Annotated in this window: 18 protein-coding genes and 1 tRNA gene; 10 read left to right on the top strand and 9 right to left on the bottom strand. The window is 62.5% G+C overall.

The features are described from left to right. Positions 1 to 196 precede the first annotated feature (196 nt). Both RXV86_RS20940 and meaB read right to left on the bottom strand, forming a co-directional pair. A complete protein-coding gene (locus tag RXV86_RS20940; RefSeq protein WP_316302489.1) occupies positions 197 to 676 on the bottom strand; it encodes a GNAT family N-acetyltransferase in 480 nt (159 codons plus the stop codon). 277 nt (positions 677 to 953) lie between these two features. Continuing rightward, positions 954 to 1931, bottom strand: coding sequence for a methylmalonyl Co-A mutase-associated GTPase MeaB (gene meaB, locus RXV86_RS20935; RefSeq protein WP_316302488.1), 978 nt, complete (start codon positions 1929 to 1931; stop codon positions 954 to 956). A gap of 102 nt (positions 1932 to 2033) precedes the next feature. Between meaB and hrpB the strand changes: the two genes are divergently transcribed. From hrpB to RXV86_RS20920, 3 genes are all read left to right on the top strand, one after another. Further along, positions 2034 to 4484: an ATP-dependent helicase HrpB gene (gene hrpB / locus RXV86_RS20930; RefSeq protein ID WP_316302487.1), complete on the top strand. Its 2451-nt coding sequence runs from the start codon at positions 2034 to 2036 to the stop codon at positions 4482 to 4484. Positions 4485 to 4619: 135 nt separating this feature from the next. Next, the gene (locus RXV86_RS20925; RefSeq protein WP_316302486.1) at positions 4620 to 5078 is read left to right on the top strand and encodes an NUDIX hydrolase; all 459 of its coding nucleotides are present in this window, start codon (positions 4620 to 4622) and stop codon (positions 5076 to 5078) included. Positions 5079 to 5166: 88 nt separating this feature from the next. Beyond that, positions 5167 to 6651, top strand: coding sequence for an anion permease (locus RXV86_RS20920; RefSeq protein ID WP_316302485.1), 1485 nt, complete (start codon positions 5167 to 5169; stop codon positions 6649 to 6651). A gap of 24 nt (positions 6652 to 6675) precedes the next feature. Here RXV86_RS20920 and RXV86_RS20915 read toward each other — a convergent pair whose 3' ends face one another. The 3 genes from RXV86_RS20915 to RXV86_RS20905 all read right to left on the bottom strand — a co-directional run bounded on the left by RXV86_RS20915 (position 6676) and on the right by RXV86_RS20905 (position 10032). Beyond that, on the bottom strand, positions 6676 to 7662 hold the full coding sequence (locus RXV86_RS20915; protein WP_316302484.1) for a 2-dehydropantoate 2-reductase: 987 nt from the start codon (positions 7660 to 7662) through the stop codon (positions 6676 to 6678). A gap of 191 nt (positions 7663 to 7853) precedes the next feature. Next, positions 7854 to 8780 carry an ornithine carbamoyltransferase gene (gene argF / locus RXV86_RS20910; protein WP_316302483.1) on the bottom strand — a complete coding sequence of 309 codons (927 nt, stop codon included), beginning with the start codon at positions 8778 to 8780 and terminating at the stop codon, positions 7854 to 7856. A 64-nt stretch (positions 8781 to 8844) separates the two neighbouring features. After that, positions 8845 to 10032, bottom strand: a complete 1188-nt coding sequence (locus RXV86_RS20905) for an aspartate aminotransferase family protein (protein WP_316302482.1) — start codon at positions 10030 to 10032, stop codon at positions 8845 to 8847. 337 nt (positions 10033 to 10369) lie between these two features. On the opposite strand from RXV86_RS20905, the gene RXV86_RS20900 reads away from it, so the two are divergent. The 4 genes from RXV86_RS20900 to hisD all read left to right on the top strand — a co-directional run bounded on the left by RXV86_RS20900 (position 10370) and on the right by hisD (position 14838). Beyond that, a complete protein-coding gene (locus RXV86_RS20900) occupies positions 10370 to 11479 on the top strand; it encodes an ankyrin repeat domain-containing protein (RefSeq protein WP_316302481.1) in 1110 nt (369 codons plus the stop codon). Between the two features lie 71 nt (positions 11480 to 11550). Beyond that, on the top strand, positions 11551 to 12450 hold the full coding sequence (locus tag RXV86_RS20895) for a DMT family transporter (RefSeq protein WP_316302480.1): 900 nt from the start codon (positions 11551 to 11553) through the stop codon (positions 12448 to 12450). A gap of 148 nt (positions 12451 to 12598) precedes the next feature. Beyond that, positions 12599 to 13180: a GcrA family cell cycle regulator gene (locus RXV86_RS20890; protein WP_316302479.1), complete on the top strand. Its 582-nt coding sequence runs from the start codon at positions 12599 to 12601 to the stop codon at positions 13178 to 13180. A gap of 353 nt (positions 13181 to 13533) precedes the next feature. After that, on the top strand, positions 13534 to 14838 hold the full coding sequence (gene hisD, locus RXV86_RS20885; RefSeq protein ID WP_316302478.1) for a histidinol dehydrogenase: 1305 nt from the start codon (positions 13534 to 13536) through the stop codon (positions 14836 to 14838). A gap of 37 nt (positions 14839 to 14875) precedes the next feature. Here the strand turns inward: hisD and RXV86_RS20880 are convergent, their stop codons facing one another. After that, positions 14876 to 15430 (bottom strand): helix-turn-helix domain-containing protein, encoded by a 555-nt coding sequence (locus RXV86_RS20880; protein ID WP_316302477.1) that lies wholly within the window; start codon positions 15428 to 15430, stop codon positions 14876 to 14878. Between the two features lie 110 nt (positions 15431 to 15540). Here RXV86_RS20880 and RXV86_RS20875 point away from each other — a divergent pair, with 110 nt between their 5' ends. The 3 genes from RXV86_RS20875 (at position 15541) to RXV86_RS20865 (ending at position 17210) form a co-directional block, all read left to right on the top strand. After that, entirely contained in the window at positions 15541 to 16173 is a 633-nt protein-coding gene (locus RXV86_RS20875) for an NAD(P)-binding oxidoreductase (protein ID WP_316302476.1), read from the top strand. A 78-nt stretch (positions 16174 to 16251) separates the two neighbouring features. Next, positions 16252 to 16731, top strand: a complete 480-nt coding sequence (locus RXV86_RS20870) for a UPF0262 family protein (protein WP_316302475.1) — start codon at positions 16252 to 16254, stop codon at positions 16729 to 16731. A 5-nt stretch (positions 16732 to 16736) separates the two neighbouring features. Next, positions 16737 to 17210 carry a low molecular weight phosphatase family protein gene (locus tag RXV86_RS20865; RefSeq protein WP_316302474.1) on the top strand — a complete coding sequence of 158 codons (474 nt, stop codon included), beginning with the start codon at positions 16737 to 16739 and terminating at the stop codon, positions 17208 to 17210. 251 nt (positions 17211 to 17461) lie between these two features. On the opposite strand, the gene RXV86_RS20860 is transcribed toward RXV86_RS20865, so the two are convergent. The 3 genes from RXV86_RS20860 to RXV86_RS20850 form a co-directional block, all read right to left on the bottom strand. Beyond that, the gene (locus RXV86_RS20860; protein WP_316302473.1) at positions 17462 to 19261 is read right to left on the bottom strand and encodes an ABC transporter transmembrane domain-containing protein; all 1800 of its coding nucleotides are present in this window, start codon (positions 19259 to 19261) and stop codon (positions 17462 to 17464) included. 292 nt (positions 19262 to 19553) lie between these two features. Continuing rightward, positions 19554 to 19628: transfer RNA gene (locus RXV86_RS20855), tRNA-Gly, on the bottom strand. Positions 19629 to 19948: 320 nt separating this feature from the next. Next, a partial coding sequence (locus RXV86_RS20850) for a hypothetical protein (protein WP_316302472.1) occupies positions 19949 to 20140 on the bottom strand: 192 nt, incomplete at its 5' end.

The following is a 20140-nucleotide window of genomic DNA, read 5'->3' as shown; positions in this document are numbered from 1 at the left end:
GATGTCTGCAGGGCGGACAAAACAGCCGTCCGCATCGAGGAAACGAGTGTCTGCTCTTACTGATAATTCAACTGATGGCCGCACTACATCGGGCAAATTTCTTTGCAAGCGTTTCGGATTGCAAGGCCTTTCTCGGGCGATCGTTGAGCTGTCTGGAGACTGCGCTTCGTGCCTTCCTTTTGATTCCCAGAAGTTGCTATCGGAGCGGCTTACTCATCAAGACGAATGGTCCTTCCGGGTATGATTGGAACTCCACAAATTCATAACCGAGAGCTGAATAAAATTCCCGCGCAGTCAGTGATGAATGAAGCATCATTTCCGGGATTGCTTTTTGTCGTGCCTCCTCTTCAATTCTTGAAACCAGCATTTTGCCCAACCCTCGCCCATGATAAGTAGGGTCCACGAACATGGAACGCAGATAGTCATCCTTCAGCCCCACCGCTCCAACAAGTTCGGTGCCCATGAAGCAAAGAAGAATTAGCTCGTTTTCAATTCTTTCGGCGACCGGCTCCGGTTCAAAAATCGCGCACAACATGTCGATAGATTTTTGATCGTAGTCCTTGGAATTCGAAACGCGAATTGTGCGCTGGATCAACCCACTGAGTGGGATTGCGTCGGCAACGGTCGCCTGTCGGGTATTGAGCGACTTAATCGCGGCAAGCCTATCCCTGGACATCCAACATCGAATAGCTGGTAGATATGGCGAGAGCGGGCTGGAAGCATTTGGACTTCTTTATGTCTTTCACTAGTGGAAGCGGGTTCGCAATCTTCATGGTATGTCCTGCAGGAATTATCGGATCAGATGATTCCATCACTATTGCAGACATTCCTTCGAGGCGCAGCATTGGTGGTATGGGCTCGTTGCGGCCATGCGCCTTGCTTTCTGCTAAGGGCCGTTCGGGATTCCGCGTCAAAGCGCGGCTCATGAACAAATCCAAAAGGACCAGCGTGGCCTATGCTCCGCCTAACCGCGCCAGCACCTCTTCCGCCGCCCGCGTGGCGCTCATATCCCCGGTTGCCACCTTTTCGGCCAGCGTCGCCATCACCGCCCGCGCCTCGGGCGTTTCAAGCTGCCGCAGCAACCCCTGCCGCACCTCTTCGCCGAACCAGAACCGCGCCTGCGCCGCCCGCGCCCCGTCGAAATGCCCGTTCTCGCGCCGCCATTGCACCAACGATGACATCTCGCCCCAGGCCGTGTTCAAACCTTCTTCCGCCAGCGCCGACACCATCATCGCCTTGGGAAACCCTGCCGGGTCCTGCGGCCGCTTGCGCAGCAGTTTCAACGCGCCCATGTAGTCTGCACAGGTCCGCGTCGCGGCGGGTTTCAGATCACCATCCGCCTTGTTGACCAGGATCAGGTCGGCCATCTCCATGATGCCGCGCTTCACGCCCTGCAACTCGTCGCCCCCCGCCGGGGCCAGCAGCAGCACGAACAGGTCCGCCATCTCGGCCACCATGGTTTCCGACTGGCCCACCCCTACGGTCTCGATCAGGATCACGTCGAAATCCGCCGCCTCGCACAGCTCGATCGCCTCGCGCGTCCGCCTTGCCACCCCGCCCAATTGGCTTTGCGACGGAGAAGGCCGAATAAACGCGTTGGGATCGCGCGACAGCCGCTCCATCCGCGTCTTGTCACCCAAAATCGACCCACCCGACCGCGCACTCGACGGATCAACCGCCAAAACCGCCACCTTCAGCCCCTTGCCAGTCAGCAAACAGCCAAAGGCCTCGATAAAGGTCGACTTGCCAACCCCCGGCGTGCCCGACAGGCCAATCCGTACCGCCTGCCGCCCCTGCGGCTTCAACGTCTCCAGCAACTCGGTCGCCTGCGCCCGGTGATCGTCGCGGCTGCTTTCCACCATGGTGATCGCCCGCGCCAGCGCCCGCCGGTCGCCCTTTGCAATCTTTTCTGCGGTCGCCGCGATGTCCATCAGCCGTCTCCTTGGGGAATGCGCGGCCTATTTGCCCAATGCGCCCGCGCAAGTCCACCCCACACCATGGACGCCGCCCGTCGTGTACCGCATAAAGCGCCCATGCAATCCGGCCTTCCCATCGACAGCGCGCTTGCGCCCCTGATCTCTGCCCTGCGTGACAAGGGCCGCGCCGTGTTGCAGGCCCCTCCCGGCGCAGGCAAAACAACCGTGGTCCCCCTGGCCCTGCTCGAGGCCAACCTGACCAAGGGGCGCATCCTGATGCTGGAACCCCGCCGCCTTGCCGCCCGCGCCAGCGCTGAACGCATGGCCGAAACCCTGGGTGAAACCCCCGGCGAAACCGTCGGTTATCGCATCCGCGGCGAAGCCAAGGTTTCAAAACAGACGAAAATCGAGGTTGTCACCGAAGGCATCCTCACGCGTATGATCCAGTCCGACCCGGAACTCTCCGGTATCGGTGCCGTGCTGTTTGACGAATTTCACGAACGGTCCCTCAACGCCGACCTCGGCCTCGCCCTCTGCCTTGAAATCGCCGATGCGCTGCGCGACGACCTGATCCTTCTGCCCATGTCCGCCACGCTCGATGCCGAACCACTGGCCGAGCTGATGGCTGCCCCGCTCATCACTTCCGAAGGCCGCGCCTTCCCGGTCGACACCAAATGGCTCGACAAACCCCTGCCGAAAACCCGGCGCCTTGAACAGGCCACCGCCGAGCTAACCCTTCAGGCCCTCTCTGAAACCGAAGGCGGCATTCTCGTCTTCCTGCCCGGCGAAGGCGAAATCCGCCGCACCGAGGCGTTGCTGAAATCCAAGCTCCCGCCAAACACACATCTTCGCCCGCTGTTCGGCGCCATGCCCTTCAAAGACCAGCGCGCCGCGATCCGCCCCGCCGAACAGGGCCGCAAGATCGTGCTCGCCACCTCCATCGCCGAAACCTCGCTCACTATCGAAGACATCCGCGTCGTGATCGACGCAGGCCGCGCCCGACGCGCCCGCTTCGACCCCGCATCCGGCATGTCGCGGCTTGTGACCGAACGCGTCACCCGCGCCGAAGCCACTCAGCGCGCCGGCCGAGCCGGTCGCGTCGCCCCTGGCGCGGCCTACCGGCTCTGGACCAAGGGTGAGGACGGCGCGCTGGCGGCGTTTCCCCCGGCCGAGATCGAAGCTGCGGACCTGTCATCCCTGGCCCTGGAACTGGCCGTCTGGGGCGCCACCCCGACCGACCTGCCCTTCCTGACCCAGCCCAATCCCGGTGCCTACGCCGAGGCGCAATCGCTGCTGCAGATGCTTGGCGCACTCGACACCCACACCCGCATCACCGCGCACGGCAAGACCCTCGCCACCCTGCCGCTGCATCCGCGCCTTGGCCATATGCTGGCACTTGCCGGTCCCGGCGCCGCGCCGCTCGCGGCGCTGCTGGCTGACCGCGATCCCCTGTCGCGCTCTGCGCCCTCCGATCTGACCCTGCGGCTCGAGGCCCTCGCTGATTTCCGCCGCTTCTCCGACACGCGCCCTTACCAGGCCAACCGCGCCGGGCTCGACCGTATCCGGCAGGAAGCCAAGCGCCTCGCCCGCGTTCCAGCGAGGCACACAACCAAAGGCGTGACGAGTACCGCCGAAATGGCCGCCCTCGCTTACCCGGACCGCATAGGCCAACGCCGCAAGGGCAACGAACCCCGTTATGTCCTGTCGGGCGGCAAGGGCGCCATCCTCGACGAGGGCGATCCGCTCGCCGCCACCCCCTTCCTCGTTATCACTGACACTGACGGCAACCCGCGCGAAGCTCGCATCCGGCAAGCCATCGCCATCACCCAGTCCGAAATCCGCGCGCTCTTTGCCGATCAGATCGCCTGGCACGACACCTGCGATTGGTCCAAACGCGACCGCCGTGTCGTCGCCCGGCGCCAGGAACGCCTTGGCGCGATCATCCTCGATGATCGTATCTGGAAAGACGCCCCAACAGACGTCATCGCCCGCGCCATGTGCACCGGCATCCGTGACTTGGGCCTGCGCGCCTCAAGCGCTGCCAACCGCTTCCGTGCCCGCGTGGCCCTTGCCCGCGAGGCCGGTGAAGACCTGCCCGACATGTCCGACGAAACGCTTCTCGACACACTCGAATCCTGGCTCCTGCCCCATCTGGCAAAAATCAAATCGGCGCAGGACTGGAAAGGCTTCGATCTGTTGCCTGCCCTGCGCGCCATGCTCGACTGGACCCAGACCCAGCGTCTCGATACCCTTACGCCGCCGCATTTCACCACACCATTGGGTCGCAAGATCCCGATCGACTATTCCGGCGACCATCCGGAAATATCGCTTCGCCTGCAGGAAATGTTCGGCCAAAAAACCCACCCCACGGTCGCCAGTAAACCGCTGCGCGTCACGCTGCTGTCGCCCGCCCAGCGCCCGGTCCAGACCACCATGGACATCCCCGGCTTCTGGGCCAATTCCTACGCTGACGTGCGCAAGGACATGCGCGGCCGTTATCCGAAACACCCCTGGCCCGAAGACCCGACCCAGGCAGACCCAACCTTGCGCGCCAAGCCCCGCCGCTGATCCCGACGGGCACGCAGAAAACAGCCCGGAATGCAGCCGTCCAAAACCTGTATCTCGGACCAGGCTTTGCATTTTCTCAAGAAACCCCTTATATGCAGGGCCAACAAAGAAAAAAACAGGCGTGCAGTTTCACACATGACAGATGGTTTAAAAAAGGCCTGGACCGAACTGGTCCGCCCCTTGTTGCGTCGCCCCGACCGGCTTCAGGTCGCGGCGCTGTGCTATCAGGGCACGGCCAAGAACCGTGAAGTCCTGCTGGTCACGTCGCGCGACACAGGACGCTGGATCATCCCCAAAGGCTGGCCGATCAACGGCAAGGACGCCGCCGGCGCCGCCATGCAGGAAGCCTGGGAAGAGGCCGGCGTCAAGCAAGGCCAGGTTGCCGACGAACCGCTGGGCAGCTACGGCTATGAAAAGGAACTTAGCACCGGCCTGCCGGTGCCGGTGGAAACCCTGGTCTTCCCGGTCGAAGTCTCCAAATTGAAAGACAACTACCCCGAAGCAGGTGAGCGCCGCCGCAAATGGGTCAGCCCCGAAAAAGCTGCCAACATGGTGAACGAGCCTGAACTCAAGGAACTGATCCGCCAATTGTAGAAGATTCCTGTCGGTTTTGTGACAATTTCATTGATCCGATCGTCCACTGGCACTACCCCGTCCCTGCAGATTCTTGGGGGACCTACGCGTGACTGATCCGAACACCAATGCCGACCACCGTGAAACGCTCGACCGCGACCTTCACCGGTTTTCGCATCTCGAAACCGCCACGCAATATGTCGGCCGCCCGATGGTCGGCATCGGCATTTCCTTGCTCTTCATCGTCATCGCCGGCGTTGGCGCCGGATTGCTGTTTGGCCAGACGCCGATCAACATGGTGGTGGTCGCCGCCGCCGTCTTTGGTGCCTACATGGCGCTCAACATCGGCGCCAATGACGTGGCCAACAACATGGGCCCCGCCGTTGGGGCCAATGCGCTCACCATGGGCGGGGCCATCGCCATTGCCGCCATTTTCGAAAGCGCAGGCGCGCTGATTGCCGGGGGTGACGTGGTCTCGACCATTTCCAAGGGCATCATCGCCCCCGAAACCATGGAAAATGCCCAGATCTTCATCTGGGCGATGATGGCGGCACTGATCTCTGCCGCGCTCTGGGTCAACCTCGCCACCTGGGTCGGCGCACCGGTCTCGACCACCCACTCGGTCGTGGGTGGCGTCATGGGCGCAGGCATCGCCGCCGCCGGATTTGCCGCCGTGAACTGGCCCACCATGGGCAAGATCGCCGCGTCCTGGGTGATCTCGCCGGTTCTGGGCGGCGCCATCGCCGCCTTCTTCCTGGCCATCATCAAGTGGCGCGTCATCTACCGCGAGGACAAGATCGCCGCCGCCAAACGCTGGGTGCCGATCCTGGTTGGCATCATGGCCGGAGCCTTTGCTGCCTATCTGGCCCTCAAGGGCCTCAAGCGGATCATGAAGATCGACATCCAGACCGCGCTGACCATCGGCCTGGTGCTGGGAATCGCCGCCTGGCTCGTCACCATCCCGCTCATTGCCAAACAGGCCAAGGGGCTGGAAAACCGCAACAAGTCGCTCAAGGTGCTGTTCGGCATGCCGCTGGTGCTGTCAGCGGCGCTCCTCAGCTTTGCCCACGGCGCCAACGATGTCGCCAACGCCGTCGGCCCGCTTGCCGCCATCGTACACGCAACCGAGTTCGGCTCGTTCTCGGCCAAGGTCGCCATCCCGGTCTGGGTCATGGTGATCGGCGCCTTCGGCATCTCCTTCGGCCTCTTCCTCTTCGGTCCCAAGCTGATCCGCATGGTCGGCTCGCAGATCACCAAGCTCAACCCGATGCGCGCCTATTGCGTGGCGCTCTCAGCCGCCATCACAGTGATCGTCGCCTCCTGGCTCGGCCTGCCGGTCAGCTCGACACACATCGCGGTCGGTGGTGTCTTCGGCGTCGGCTTCTTCCGTGAATGGGACACCTCGCGGCGGATGAAGAAGAACAACCACGCCCGCCCGCCGGAACTGCGTGTCGCGCCCGAAGAGCGCCGCCGCCGCAAACTGGTGCGCCGGTCGCATTTCATGACCATCATCGCAGCCTGGGTCATCACCGTGCCGGCCGCCGCGCTTCTGTCAGGCGTGATCTTCCTGATCCTCAACGCGATCGTGGGCTGAGGCAGTGGCGGGCTGAACCCCGCCCTACCCAAGAACCTCGGAAGGGCGGACCGGAGACAATCCCGGTTCGCCCTCTCTCGCCTCAACCATCTGTAACACGCAGGCATTGACCGGCACCGCCACCCGATGCGCCGCCCCCAACCGCACAATTTCACCCTGGAACTCATCCACCTCGGTCCTGCGCCCCGCCTCCAGATCCGCCACCATCGAGGTCTTCGCGCCTGCGTCCACCGTCAGCATCGGTGCCGCCACCCTTTGAAACAGCCCCGTCGGCAGACGCAATATCCAAGGGATCATCCAACCCGGCGCCTTGGCCGGCACCCGCACCTCCAGCCCTGCGGCTTTGAAAACCTTCAACGCCTCGCCCATCTGTACCGCCATCACCCGTCGCCAACCGTAATCCAACAGCATCTCGCGCAAGCCCATCCCCGACAACGCATTCACCGCATTGGTCAGATTCAGGATCAACTTGCCGCGCTGCACCGCCTCGATGTCACCCACCTCTTCCACCTCCAGCCCCGGCACGTCCAATAGCTGGCCCAACGACCCCGACCCGGCCCCGATCATCACCTCGCCACTGGTCGAGCGATGAAACCGCCCCTCACCGCGATGCACCACGTTGAACCCGACCATCCCACCACGAACATCGCGCCCGCCCAGAACCTCGCGCAAAACCGCCACATTGCGCACCCCGTTCTGCAGGCTCACCACCACCGCCCCTTCGGGCGCATGTTGCGCAATCAACCGTCCGATCTCGGCACTGGCCCCGCTCTTGACGCAGACCAGAACAACATCGGCCCCCGCCAGCACGCCAGGATCGACCGCTACCTCCGGCGCAGCCGAGACTTCCATCCCGTCAAAATCGCTGCACGTCAGCCCGCGCGCGACCACCTCATCCCGCAGCCAGTCCCGCCCCAACAGGACAACATCACGCCCCGCCGCGGCCAAGAGCCCGCCAACAAAACACCCAATCGCCCCGGCTCCGGCGGCAACAATCCTCGGCTGATCCATCACGCCTCCCACGTCTTCCTTTTGCCTAAAATATCCCCGCCGGAGGCTCCCGTCACCTCGGCACGCACAAAGGCGGATAATCAAAGGGGTAGACAGCCCCCATGTTCCTCCGCCCCGAGGGCGGAGGCCAGGAGGTGGGGTCAGGAAAAGTCTTGCGCCACCAGGCGCGCATTCAGATCAGATGTTCCGGTTCAGACGCCCAGGCACCAGCGCATGATCGCCTTTTGGGCATGCAACCGGTTTTCGGCCTCGTCAAAGATCACCGAATGCGGCCCATCCATCACGGCACTGGTCGCCTCTTCCTCGCGGTGCGCCGGCAGGCAATGCATGAACAACGCATCCTCGCCGGCATGGCTCATCAGCTCTTCATTCACCTGGTAGGGACGCAGTAGGTTGTGCCGCCGTTCGCGGTTGGTCTGGCTGTCATGCATGCTGACCCAGGTATCGGCAACCACCAGGTCAGCACCCTCGACCGCCTTCTGCGCATCGCGCTCGATGATCACCTTCGACCCTTTCTCGCGCGCCAGCCCAATGAACTCGGGCTCCGGGTCGAACTGCGCCGGGCCGGTGAAGGTCACATCGAACCCGAACTGCCCGGCGGCATGCAGGACGCTGGCACAGACATTGTTGCCATCGCCGCACCACACCACCTTCTTGCCCCTGATCGGCCCGCGATGCTCCTCATAGGTCATCACGTCGGCCATAATCTGACAGGGATGGGTGCGGTCGGTCAGCCCGTTGATCACCGGCACTTGCGAATATTCCGCCAGCTCCAACAGAACGCTTTCGTCAAAGGTCCGGATCATGATCAGGTCGACATAGCGGCTCAGCACGCGGGCGGTGTCGGCAATGGTCTCGCCATGACCCAGCTGCATGTCGGCGCCGCTGAGCACCATGGTTTCACCACCCATCTGGCGCACACCCACGTCGAAACTGACCCGGGTCCGGGTCGAGGGTTTTTCGAAGATCAGCGCCACCATGTGCCCGGCCAGGGGCTGATCGTCATCCACTGCGCCCTTGGGACGGCCCCGGCGTGCGTCCTTCATGTCACGCGCATGGCTGATCATGCCGTGCAGGTCGTCAGCGTCGGTTTTGTGGATATCAAGGAAATGGTTCATAGGTTCGGTCCAATGTCATGGGACGGTGCCGGGGGGCCAGCCCCCCGGACCCCCCGGGATATTTTCAGCAAGAGGAAGAGGCGGCTTCGAGCGCACTTGCGGCCTTGTCCAGGCGGTTCACCGCTTCGGCAATCTCTTCCTCGGTGATGTTCAGCGGCGGCAGCAGGCGCACCACGTTGTCGGCGGCGGGCACGGTGATCACTTCGGCCTCGTAACCGGCATTCACCAGGTCAAGGTTCGTCACCTTGCATTTCAACCCCAGCATCAGCCCGGTGCCGCGCACTTCCTCGAAAACGTCAGGATGCGCCGCCACCAGCCCTTCGAGCCTTTGACGCAGCGCGCCCGCGCGGGCATTCACCTCTTCAAGGAACGCAGGCCCCGAGACGATCTCCATCACCTTGCCGCCCACGGCACAGCCCAGCGGGTTGCCGCCATAGGTGCTGCCATGGGTGCCCGCGGTCATGCCGCTGGCAGCGTCCTCGGTGGCCAGCACAGCCCCCAGCGGGAAGCCCCCGCCGATGCCCTTGGCCACCATCATTACATCCGGGGTGATCCCGGCCCACTCATGGGCGAAAAGCTTGCCGGTCCGGCCCATGCCGCATTGCACCTCGTCGAGGATCAGCAGAATGCCCGCCGCGTCACAGATCGCGCGGACCTCGCGCAGCGTCTCGTCGGCCATCGGGCGAATACCGCCCTCGCCCTGCACCGGCTCCAGGATCACGGCGGCCGTGTTTTCATCAATGGCCGCCTTCAGCGCCGCCATATCGCCCCAGTCGAGATGCTTGAACCCGGGCAGCAGCGGCCCGAACCCCTTGGTCATCTTCTCGGCCCCGGCCGCGGCAATCCCCGCCGAGGATCGGCCATGGAACGAGCCCTCGAAACCGATGATCTCGACCCGTTCAGGCGCGCCTTTCTCATAGAAATACTTGCGCACCATCTTCACCGCCAGTTCACAGGCCTCGGTGCCCGAATTGGTGAAAAACACGGTGTCGGCAAAGGTCTTGTCGACCAGCGCATCCGCCAGCGCCTCCTGCTGGGGAATGTGATAGAGGTTCGACACATGCCACAGATCGTTCGCCTGCCGGGTCAGCACCTCGACCAGCTCGGGATTGGCATGGCCCAGCGCGTTCACTGCGATGCCGCTCCCGAGGTCAAGAAAACGTCGCCCGTCGCGCTCCACCAGCCAGCTGCCTTCACCTTTGACAAACTCCAAAGGGGCGCGGGAATAGGTTGGCAGAACCGAAGAGATCATGGCGATCATCCTTTATCTAAAGAAGCCCCGTGAGTGCCTGAGCAGGGGCGTTTCGTCAACGATTTTTGATGGTGTGCGCCGCTTGCGGCGTCAGATGAACAAGAGTGGACGGCCGACGGGTTAGCGTCGGCGTCGGATCTGGCGATATGCTCGGGTCTTGGTCATGGACCGCGAGCTACAGCAAACCAGGCCAAGAGTAAAGCACTTGGTCTGCCCCGCCTGCACCCTACCGGTGAGGTCACGCACTTCAACGTAACACCGTCGCACAGCCGGGCGGTTCTTTGTCACATTGATATCATGTTTGCGCGGTTTACGCTTTTCGTCGGGGAGAGAGCGAATGAAGAGACAAATGATTGCCGCAGTCCTTTTTGCGCTTTGGGCCAGTACTGGCAATGCAGACGACTGTGGTCAGTTTTGCGAAATGTCGTTCTGGAAGGACCGAGACCGCCCGCCCCTTGAGGCCAGCCAGATCGAAGGTCGCGACTTGGATGCCCTGTTGCCGATCACAAAAAAGCGCCGTTTCACACTGGCCCAGTTGTCGCTCCTTTTTTACCGTTGGGAAGATGTCGTTTTCCTGATCGAGGCGGGCGCGGATCCAAACGTCTTCAGTTCCCGAGGAGACAGTCTTTTGGGGATGACCGCGACCAAGCATTTGGGGATTACAGCCCATATGGCCGACAGCGAGCGTGACGCGAAAATCAACGAAAGGATGGACCGGGTTTTGTACCTTCTGGAAAAAGGTGCAGACCCAACGCAGGTGACGGAAAAGAGCGACGGGATAATGCACTATATGTCGTGGCAGGATGAAAATTACATCATCGGCCCGCTGATTGCCCATCTTGGCTTGGATGTGAATGATCGCAATTCGCAAGGATTCGCGCCCATCCACCTTGCTGCGCTGCGTGGGGGATATCCGCAAATCTATACTTTGGCCAAGATCGGGGCAGACGTAAACCTGCCGCTGGAAAACGGGGAAACGCCGCTGCATCTGGTCGCGGGGCAAAACTATCTGAACTACAACACCGTGCCTGCACTGTTGGAATATCGCGCGGACCCGAACGTGCGGGACAACGGCGGGCAAACACCTTTGCACGCCCTGGCGGGGGGGGAAGAACCTGATGCCAAGGCGCTGGATTGTCTGTTTATCGCCGGGGCCGAGTTGGACGCGCAGGACAACAACGGCGACACTGCGCTGCATTTGGCCGTTCGGGAAGGACACGGTGACATTGCTTCGGCTCTGATGGCACTTGGGGCCGACAGGAGGATCGTGAACCTTCAAGGAGAGACCCCTTGGCAGGCGTTTCTGAACCGTCCGGCGGATGTGGAGTATTTCGGCGGCGATCCCCTTGCGTTGAGAAACGGGCAGCCAGTCACCTATATCTTCTCGTCGATACCCGGCTTCCGGACGGGCCCCGATCCGGTCTGCGAATTAACCTACAGAAAGTGATGGGCAGACCCTGATCCACGAAGCTATTCCATTTCGCTTGCACCGGCGTTAAATCCGGCACACCAAGGCGCATGGCCCGCCCGATTGTCCCGAACCCGCCCCTCGCCGTGGGCCTGATGCTGACCGCGTGCCTGTTCATCGCGGGTTCGACGCTGATGGCGAAACTGGCGGGCACCGATACTCTGGGCGAGCCGCTGCATCCCTTGCAGGTCAGCCACGGCCGGTTCCTCTTTGCCTGGATGCTTGTGGCCTCTCTGGCGGTGGTGATGCGGCTCAGAATCCGACAGCCGAACCTGAAACTGCACGCCCTGCGCACGCTTTCGGGTTGGGGCGGGGTCAGCCTGATGTTTGCCGCTGTCGCTTTCATCCCGATGGCCGATGCCACCGCAATCAGCTTCCTCAACCCGGTCTTTGCGATGATGCTGGCCATTCCACTGCTGGGCGAACGGGTCGGCCCGGTGCGATGGGCAGCCGCGGGGATTGCCCTGATCGGCGCGCTGGTACTCCTGCGACCAACCCCCGCCAGCTTTCAGCCTGCTGCCCTGCTGGCGCTGGCCGCCGCCGTTGTGATGGGGCTCGAAATCACCCTGATCAAGCTGCTCTCGGGTCGCGAAGGCCCGTTGCAGATTCTCTTCATCAACAATTCGCTCGGCCTGATCATTGCCTCGCTGGCGGTGATCCCGGTTTGGGCCATACCCTCGCCCGAACAATGGATGGCTCTTGTCGGTGTCGGCATCCTGATGGCACTGGCGCAGATGGCATATGTCAACGCCATGGCCCGGGCCGAGGCCAGCCTCGTCGCCCCCTTTGCCTATGCCACGCTTATCTTTGCCGCAGCCTTTGATACCGCTGTTTTCGCCCGCCTGCCCGACACCATCACCGTGCTGGGCGCGGCCATCATCATCGCCGGCGCCGCGCTTCTGGCATGGCGCGAGACGCGTGCGGCCCGCCTCGCCCGGCGGAATGGCTGAATCTACCGGCTTTCGGGGCGGATTACACCAGATATGCCACCTTGCGCTCGTCCCGTTGATGACTAGAATAGGGCGCTGACCGGATGACCGGATTACATTCTGTGGCGGCCCAACAGCTGTGGCCGCCTTTTCAAGTTGAGGAAACCTCATGTCCTGGACCGACGAACGCGTTGAGCTTTTGAAAAAGATGTGGGGCGAAGGCCAGTCGGCCAGCCAGATCGCCAAGGAACTTGGCGGCGTCACCCGCAACGCGGTGATCGGCAAGGTCCACCGCCTAGGGCTTTCGAACCGCGCCACCGGCGGCAAAACCGACGCCAAGAAAACCGCGGCCAAAGCCGAGGCCAAACCACGTGCAACCCGGACCAGGGCCAAACCGGCCGCCAAGGAGGCCCCCGCAGCCAAGGCGACTGCGGCCGAGCCCGAGGCCAGACCGACACCCTCTCCTGCGCGCAAGGCCATCATCCCGGCCGGCCAGCCGCTGCCGCCGCAGCCGTCTGCCAACGAGATTTCGCCCGAGGCGTTGGCCAAGGTCAACGAGGTCGAAAAGAAAGCCAAGAAACTCACGCTGATGGAGTTGACCGAACGGACCTGCAAATGGCCCGTCGGCGATCCCGCAACCGAGGATTTCTGGTTCTGTGGCCTGCCGGTGCAATCGGGCAAACCCTATTGCGAGGCCCATGTCGGCGTGGCCTTCCAGCCGATGTCGTCGCGCCGCGACCGCAAACGCTGATTATTGTCGCAAGGGTTTGCGCCGCCTGACGGCGTCGCCCGGGGGCCTCGCTTCGCTCGGCCCCGCATGGTATCTGGTGGCACCGAGTTGGCGCTCGGCGGGTGCTCACCCGACAGATGACCTCAAAATTTTCCGTCGGCATGCAAACCCCCTTCCCAAGAAGGAAACAAGGACGCCCATCCTCTTTCTTTGTTCAAATACTCATGTCCCCGGCACGGCCCTGCACACGTCGTGAAAACGAAACGCCCAGCCCCCTCGTCCGGGCGGGGTGGGTGGGCGGGAGCCCGGACGAGGGGGCTTGTTCCTCCCTGCTCTGCCACCTATGAGTCCTGCGCGATCCAAAGGAGTGCCCCATGCCCGTCGTTCTTGATGCCGCCCAGGCCGATTTCGAAACCCAGTTCGCCGCCCTTTTGGGCGCCAAACGCGAAGACAGCGCCGATGTTGATGACGTCGTCTCCGGGATCATCTCCCAAGTCCGCCGTGACGGCGACGACGCCCTGATCGCGCTCACCGCCAAGTTCGACCGGCTGGCTTTGACGCCCGACACCATGCGCTTTTCCCAAGAAGAGATCGCCATGCACTGCGCCGCCGTGCCCGATCACGAGCGCGCCTCGCTGGAACTGGCCGCCGAACGGATCCGCGCCTATCACGCCCGCCAGATGCCCGAGGACGCGCTCTGGCAGGACGAGACCGGCGCGACCCTCGGCTGGCGCTTCACCCCGGTCTCGGCGGCCGGGCTCTACGTACCCGGCGGGTTGGCATCGTATCCGTCGTCCGTGCTGATGAACGCCATCCCGGCCAAGGTCGCCGGGGTTGAACGCCTAGCCATCACCTGCCCTACACCGGACGGCGAGGTTAACCCGCTGGTGATCCTCGCCGCGCAAATCTCCGGCGTTGATGAAATTTACCGCGTCGGCGGGGCCCAGGCGATTGCCGCGCTGGCCTATGGCACCGAAACCATCCGCCCGGTGGACAAGATTACCGGCCCCGGAAACGCCTTTGTCGCCGCCGCCAAACGCCGGGTCTTTGGCCGCGTCGGCATCGACATGATCGCAGGGCCGTCGGAAATCCTGGTCATCGCCGACGCCGACAACGATCCCGACTGGATAGCCCTCGACATGCTCAGCCAGGCCGAGCACGACGAAAGCGCGCAATCCATCCTGGTCACCGACAGCCCGGCCATGGCCAAGGCCGTACAAGTCGCCATCAACCGCCATCTCCAGACTCTTGAACGGCGCGAAATCGCCGGGGCAAGCTGGCGCGACTATGGCGCGGTGATCACCGTGCCGGACCTGGCGACGGCAGCAGAACTCAGCAACCGCGTCGCCCCCGAACACCTCGAACTTTGCGTCGCCGAGCCGATGAAGCTGGCTGACGAGATCACCCATGCTGGCGCCATCTTCCTTGGCGCCTGGACTCCCGAGGCGATCGGCGACTATGTCGGCGGACCCAACCACGTGCTGCCCACGGCGCGTTCGGCCCGGTTCTCCTCTGGCCTCAACGTTTTGGATTTCCTCAAGCGCACCACCTTGTCACAGATGACACCCGAGGCCCTGCGCGCCATCGGCCCCGCTGCCGAGACCCTCGCCATCAGCGAAAGCCTTGAGGCGCACGGCCTGTCGGTCCGCGCCCGGCTCAATCATCTCAATCAGCCCTGATCTTTTCGCTCGGCCGACTTAATGAATGCAGGATTGGTCAGGGCAACTCGACAAGTGCGGCCCGTGCCAATCGCTGCATCTCGACGACGTAGTCCGCCTGTGTCCAGCCACAGCCCTGGCGCAGCTGCTCCCAATTGCGCACCGACATGAGCGTCCAGAAAAGATCGGTCGCCCGCTCCTCGCTCAGCCCGTCACGCAACACGCCCTGATCCTTCAGCGCCGCAACCGCTGCCGCGCAGCCATGGCGCACCGCTTGCATCCGCTCGGCCCAGGCCGCTGCGGCCTCGGCGTCGCTGTCTGACATCGCCATCAACGCCCGGCCCACACCATGGATCATCGGGATGTAATTGCCCCAGGCCTCGACAAAGGCCGCCAGCCGGGTCTCGCCATCACGCGCCTGCCGACTGGCCGCAAGGCGCCGGTCGACATCGTTCACTTCGTCCATCCAACGGGTCAGCGCCACCAGCAGCTCAGCCCGTGTTGCGAAATGCAGGTAAAGCCCCTGGCGGCTGATCTTGGCGGCCTTGGCAATGTCCGACATCCGGACCTGCCCGCCATCGCCTTGTTCCAGCAGTTGCTGTGCCGCCTGCAAGATTCTCGTTCGGGTTGGATTCGCATCACTTGACATGATGTCAAGTTACCCCATATGTATCCCCTGTCAACTTGACACCATGTCAAGCAAATCGAACAGGAGACCAAACCATGAAAGTCATCGTATTCGGTGCCACCGGTTCCATCGGCCGCCTCGCGGTCAAACAACTCCTCACCGACGGGTATGACGTCACCGCCTTTGCGCGGCGCCCCGAACGGATGGACGACCTGTCAAATCCCCGCCTGACCCTGGCCAAGGGCGACGCCACCGACGCTGCAACCGTGGCCAACACCATCGCCGGTCACGACGCGGTCGTCGTCACCCTCGGCGCTGGGGCCTCGCGCAAAAGCACGATTCGTTCGCAGGGCACGCTCAACGTGATCCAGGGCATGCACCAACACGGTGTCCGCCGCCTGATCTGTCAATCGACGCTGGGCGCCCATGAAAGCTGGGCCAATCTCAACTTCTTCTGGAAACGGATCATGTTCGGCGCGCTGTTGCGCCCGGTCTTCCTTGACCACGAGCTTCAGGAAAACCTGGTCCGCGCCAGCGGTCTTGATTGGACAATCGTGCGGCCCAGCGCCTTTAACGACAAATCCCCCATCGGTCGGTTCAAGATCGGCTTTGGCCCCTCCGAACGCCGCCTGACGCTCAAGATTGCCCGCCGCGATGTGGCCGCCTTCCTTGCTCGCCAGCTCAGCGAGCCGGTGTGGCTGCGTCGCGCCGTCGGCATTTCCAATTGACGCCACACCACAGCGAAGTGATTGCCAAGAACCATGAGCGGCTGTTAGACGGGCTGTGCATCCGTTCAAAGGTCGCCCATGTCCCATATTGCCCAGATCGAGCTCGACGATTCGAACCTGCCACCGCCCACGCCCGAGATCGAGCAGGAGCGCAAGGTTGCTATGTTCGACCTTCTCGAGGAAAACAGTTTCACCCTGCCCAAGCGCGACGACAGGCAGGTGCCTGACGGTCCGTATCATGTCGACCTGTCGATTCGTGAAAAGCGGCTGGTCTTCGACATCGACACGGCAAAGGGCGACAACGCGGCCGAGTTCCACCTGTCGCTTTCGCCCTTCCGCCAAGTGGTCAAGGATTACTGGGCGATCTGCGAAAGCTACTATGACGCGGTCAAGAACATGCCGCCCAGCCAGATCGAAACCATCGACATGGCCCGGCGGGGAATCCACAACGAAGGCGCCCGCATCCTGACGGAACGGCTTGAGGGCAAAGCTGATATCGACAATGACACCGCGCGGCGCCTCTTTACCCTGGTCTGCGTGTTGCATTTCGGGGGATGATGCGCGTGGCCGATCCCCAACCCGGTGCCAAGGCGGAAAAACTGCCGCAATCGATCCTCTTCTGCTGCGATCACAACTCGGTCCGCTCGCCGATGGCCGAAGGTATCGCCAAGAAACTCTATGGCGTCTCGGCCTACCTGCAATCGGCCGGGCTCCGCAATGACCGCGAAATCGACGGCTTTTCCATCTCGGTTTGTGCCGAGATCGGCGTCGAACTGTCACTGCACCGCTCGCGCAGTTTCGAGGAAATGTCCGAGATCGGTGATGACCTCTCGTCCTATGACATGATCGTGGCGCTTTCGCCCGCCTCCCATGCTGCCGCGCTCGACCTGACCCGCGGCACTCATACGGTGGTCGAATTCTGGCCGATCACCGATCCCTCGGGCGCTGGCGAGACCCGCGAGGCCAAGCTCGACGCCTATCGCCAGACCCGGGGCGAGATCCTGGGCCATCTGGAAAACCGCTGGCAGGCCGCCTAACATTTCCTCGTTCGAGAACAAGCCTCAAGATCACCAGACCGCGGGATGGTGATCTTACCGCAGCCTGCGGCCTGGATGCCGCGCGGGCTCTGCTTGGCAACCCACTGCACGCGGCGTTAACCTATCCCTGAACCAATCCCTGCACCACCGAACGCCAGACAGATACCCGACAGAAAGCAGACGGATACCAGCACCTTCATTTTCGGTTAATTCACGGCGTTAACCTACCGGGCCGTTGCAGCAGGGCTTGGTTAACCCGCCGCGCCCCCATCGGTGAATTGCAGCTTGGCGAGCCGCGCATAAAGCCCGCCTTCGGCCACCAGTTCGTCATGGCTGCCCATGGCGACCACGCGGCCGGCCTCCATCACAACGATCCGGTCGGCCTTTTTCACCGTCGCCAGACGGTGCGCCACGACGATGGTCGTGCGCCCTTCCGACAGGGCATCCACAGCCGCCTGCACCGCGCGTTCGCTTTCCGCATCCAAAGCACTTGTCGCCTCGTCCAGAAGCAGGATCGGCGCGTCGCGCAGGATGGCGCGGGCAATGGCAATCCGCTGTTTCTGACCACCCGAGAGCAGCACCCCGCGTTCCCCCAGCGGGCTGTCGTAACCCTCTGGCAGCGCAGCAATAAACTCATGTGCCGCCGCCGCGCGCGCGGCCGCTTCGACCTCGGCATCGGTCGCGTCTTCGCGGCCAAACCGGATGTTGTCACGCGCCGAGGCAGCAAAGATCACCGGGTCCTGTGGCACCAGGGCCATCGCCCCGCGATAGTCTTCCCGTGCCAGGGTCTTCACATCCTGCCCGTCGACGAGCACCCGCCCTCCTTCGGGATCATAGAAGCGCTGAACCATCTGCACGATTGTGGTCTTGCCGGCCCCTGACGGGCCGACCAGCGCCACGGTCTCGCCGGGTTGGATATTCAGGTCCACTTCGTGCAACGCCGGGGTCTCCGGGCGCGACGCATAGGAAAAAGTAACATCTTCAAAGGTAATTTCACCCTTGACCGGTTTTGCCATACTTTCAGGCGTTTCCGGGTCACGCACCGCGTCTTGTGTTTCCAACAGCTCGACAAGCCGCTCGGTGGCACCCGCCGCACGCTGCAACTCGCCCCAGATCTCGCTCAGCGCGGCCACCGCGCCCGCCACAAGGACCGCATAGATGACAAACTGAACCAGCTCTCCAGACGACATCGCGTCCATGCGCACATCGCGCGCGCCAATCCAAAGCACGCCCACGACGCCGGTAAAGACCAGGAACATCACCAGCACGGTCATCACCGCGCGCACCGTGATCCGCTTGCGCGCCACGTCATAGCTCTTCTCGGTGACGTCGCTGAACTGGCCACGGCTGGCGGCCTCGTGGGTAAAGGCCTGCACCGTCTGCACGCTGGTCAGCGCCTCGCTGGCGCTGCCGGAACTGGCTGCAATCCAGTCCTGGTTTTCCCGGCTCAACACCCTGAGCCGCCGCCCCATCACCAGGATAGGCACGATCACCAGCGGTACAATGAGAAGAACCAGCCCGGTCAGCTTGGCCGACGTCAGCAGCATCAGCACCATTCCACCTAGGAAAATCAACACGTTACGCAAAGCGACCGACACCGATGAACCAATCACCGACAGGATCAGCGTGGTATCCGTCGTGATCCGGCTCAGCACCTCGCCGGTCATGGTTTTCTCGAAGAAACCGGGGCTCATCGCGATCACCCGGTTGAACACCGCCATGCGGATATCGGCCACCACCCGCTCGCCCAATCGCGTGACCAGCGCATAGCGAAGCCCGGTGCCAACGGCGAGCAACGCGGCAATCGCAATCGCGGCCAGGAAATACTTGTCGAGGATCGCATCGTTCTCGGTGCCGAAATTGTCCACCACCCGGCGCACCGCCATCGGCAGCGCCAGCGACAGCGACGCCGTCATGATCAGCGCCAGACCTGCCAGAACCACCAGCACACGATACGGACCCAGAAACGGACCCAAGCCTCTCAACGCGCCAACACGCTTGGACTTCTCGCGCTCAGCTTCGCCCCCGTTCTGCACCGGTTTCCTGGCCATTTGCGGCTCCTCATCTACTGGGGTTCCGCGTGGAAAACCCTATGTTCGCACCTTGCCGGGCTTCATGGCCGCGCAAACCCCCGCGGTCAAGCCACGATATGACGCGCCGCTGGCACGCGGCGCGGTCAAGCAACGGTCAAATCGGGTGAGTTTCTTGGAGCGGGTAGCGGGAATCGAACCCGCACCTTAAGCTTGGAAGACATGATTGCAAATCATGATTTTCTTTGCAAATACAATTTTATAAATGGCGTCGTCGCCAATTTTTGCAGGTTATGTGTCGGAAAAGAACTCTTGGAGCGGGCGGCGGGAATCGAACCCGCTTCATCAGCTTGGAAGGCTGAGGTAATAGCCAGTATACGACGCCCGCTCAGCGCCAAGACACGTAAGTCATGCATCCAATGCCGTCAAGTCCACCGTTTGGAAGTCTAACAAAAATCTGGTGATTTCCGCGAACAACTAGGTTCTGGGTGGCTGGCGCCACTTGCCAAATTAGAGCTTTCTGAACCAACGCTTGCTATTTCTCGTCGCCGAAATCTCGCATCTGTTGCCACCTCCTGCCTACGATCTCACCTCGGCTCATCTTTGCAAAGCACAACGGAGATTGGTTTGCGTTGCCCTATCTTCCCATGCGGAACTACCTTGCAGGCATAGTGTCTTTTCCACTTGCTTAAGGCCCAAAGTCACTTCCTATTTCTTCAGCGTGTTAATCCCGGCGGTTTCGCCGAATGCGATCATGCCGTGCTGGAGCAGCCCGAGTTCGAGGGGCGGCGGTGTGCGCGTGGCGATGGCATGGTCGAGCTGACGGGTGGCGTTGCGGGTGAGGATATCCCCGGCCGTGGCCATGCGTTGATCCACCGGGGTGGTGGCAAGCACATCTTC

Source organism: Aliisedimentitalea sp. MJ-SS2 (assembly GCF_032586155.1).
In the GTDB taxonomy this organism is placed as follows: Bacteria; Pseudomonadota; Alphaproteobacteria; order Rhodobacterales; family Rhodobacteraceae; genus JAWHTC01.
This window is presented reverse-complemented; position numbering and strand designations above follow the sequence as displayed.

Coding starts and splice junctions, on each gene's coding strand:
- RXV86_RS20940 (WP_316302489.1), bottom strand. CDS start 676: ATGTCCAGGGATAGGCTTGCCGCGATTAAGTCGCTCAATACCCGACAG.
- meaB (WP_316302488.1), bottom strand. CDS start 1,931: ATGGACATCGCGGCGACCGCAGAAAAGATTGCAAAGGGCGACCGGCGG.
- hrpB (WP_316302487.1), top strand. CDS start 2,034: ATGCAATCCGGCCTTCCCATCGACAGCGCGCTTGCGCCCCTGATCTCT.
- RXV86_RS20925 (WP_316302486.1), top strand. CDS start 4,620: ATGACAGATGGTTTAAAAAAGGCCTGGACCGAACTGGTCCGCCCCTTG.
- RXV86_RS20915 (WP_316302484.1), bottom strand. CDS start 7,662: ATGGATCAGCCGAGGATTGTTGCCGCCGGAGCCGGGGCGATTGGGTGT.
- argF (WP_316302483.1), bottom strand. CDS start 8,780: ATGAACCATTTCCTTGATATCCACAAAACCGACGCTGACGACCTGCAC.
- RXV86_RS20905 (WP_316302482.1), bottom strand. CDS start 10,032: ATGATCTCTTCGGTTCTGCCAACCTATTCCCGCGCCCCTTTGGAGTTT.
- RXV86_RS20900 (WP_316302481.1), top strand. CDS start 10,370: ATGAAGAGACAAATGATTGCCGCAGTCCTTTTTGCGCTTTGGGCCAGT.
- RXV86_RS20895 (WP_316302480.1), top strand. CDS start 11,551: ATGGCCCGCCCGATTGTCCCGAACCCGCCCCTCGCCGTGGGCCTGATG.
- RXV86_RS20890 (WP_316302479.1), top strand. CDS start 12,599: ATGTCCTGGACCGACGAACGCGTTGAGCTTTTGAAAAAGATGTGGGGC.
- hisD (WP_316302478.1), top strand. CDS start 13,534: ATGCCCGTCGTTCTTGATGCCGCCCAGGCCGATTTCGAAACCCAGTTC.
- RXV86_RS20875 (WP_316302476.1), top strand. CDS start 15,541: ATGAAAGTCATCGTATTCGGTGCCACCGGTTCCATCGGCCGCCTCGCG.
- RXV86_RS20870 (WP_316302475.1), top strand. CDS start 16,252: ATGTCCCATATTGCCCAGATCGAGCTCGACGATTCGAACCTGCCACCG.
- RXV86_RS20860 (WP_316302473.1), bottom strand. CDS start 19,261: ATGGCCAGGAAACCGGTGCAGAACGGGGGCGAAGCTGAGCGCGAGAAG.